This is a genomic window from Candidatus Frankia alpina (assembly GCF_902806485.1).
Taxonomy (GTDB): domain Bacteria; phylum Actinomycetota; class Actinomycetes; order Frankiales; family Frankiaceae; genus Frankia; species Frankia alpina.
Genome location: NZ_CADCWT010000527.1, coordinates 1 through 772, shown reverse-complemented (window position 1 = coordinate 772; position 772 = coordinate 1). Strand labels below are relative to the sequence as shown.

The window sequence follows — 772 nt, the reverse complement described above, 5'->3', positions numbered from 1 at the left end:
ATCCGTCACCAGATCGCTTGAAACCACAACTCAACGACACCTAACAAAGCCCTACTACCCCGTCGCCGCCGTGTCGATGCTGTCGCACCTTTCCCGGTCAAGATCGACTTCGCTCGACTGTAGCGAGGTCCGCCGGGGGTTCCCGGGCAAGCCCGCTGGCGGGATCCCGCGTGGTGGCGCATGAGCGTTCAGCGCGGCGGCGCCGGGCCGGCTTGCGGGCTGTTCCGGTTACCTGCCGGCCGGACGACCGGGATGCGCATGCGCCGGTTGAGGGCGTGGGCGGAGTGGCCGAGTCCCCCCTCGGTCACTCCAAGTAATTCTATGGCTACCTAGGGTGGCTATTTTTCTTTGGTATGAGTTCCCCAATCGGCTTGGGTTTGCGACCTTGGTCGGGTGGCCCGGGGGAATTGCACCCCCGGGCTTCCACAGAACGGAGCGTGAGCCTCTCGGTTCACTCCGTTCTTCTCATCGCATTCCGGCGAGCGTGCGTGCCCAGGCCCAGTGCATGAACAGCCCGGGCTCTCGATCGAGGAGCTCGGTCCACCATGCCTTGAACCGCTTGTGCGGGCGAATCTGTCTGTACTTCTTGCCAGCCCACCGCATCAGGTAGGTGCAGTTCATCCAGCCCGCCACGACCGGGTTGATCAGCGCGGCGAGCTCGCCCAGGTCATGCCTGGTAGGGGTGTGGATGCGCCATCGGCGGACCCGCTGGTCCATTTTCTTGAGCTGACCGCGGGCTGGAAACCCACGAACATTTTTCCGTCGGCCCCTC

General features: G+C 64.1%; 1 protein-coding gene. It reads right to left on the bottom strand.

Features of this window, described 5'->3' with window-relative positions; all coding sequences use genetic code 11:
- Window positions 1–465: 465 nt before the first annotated feature.
- The coding region (locus tag G6R25_RS24340) for a group II intron maturase-specific domain-containing protein (RefSeq protein ID WP_272871467.1) at window positions 466–772 on the bottom strand (307 nt) is incomplete at its 5' end.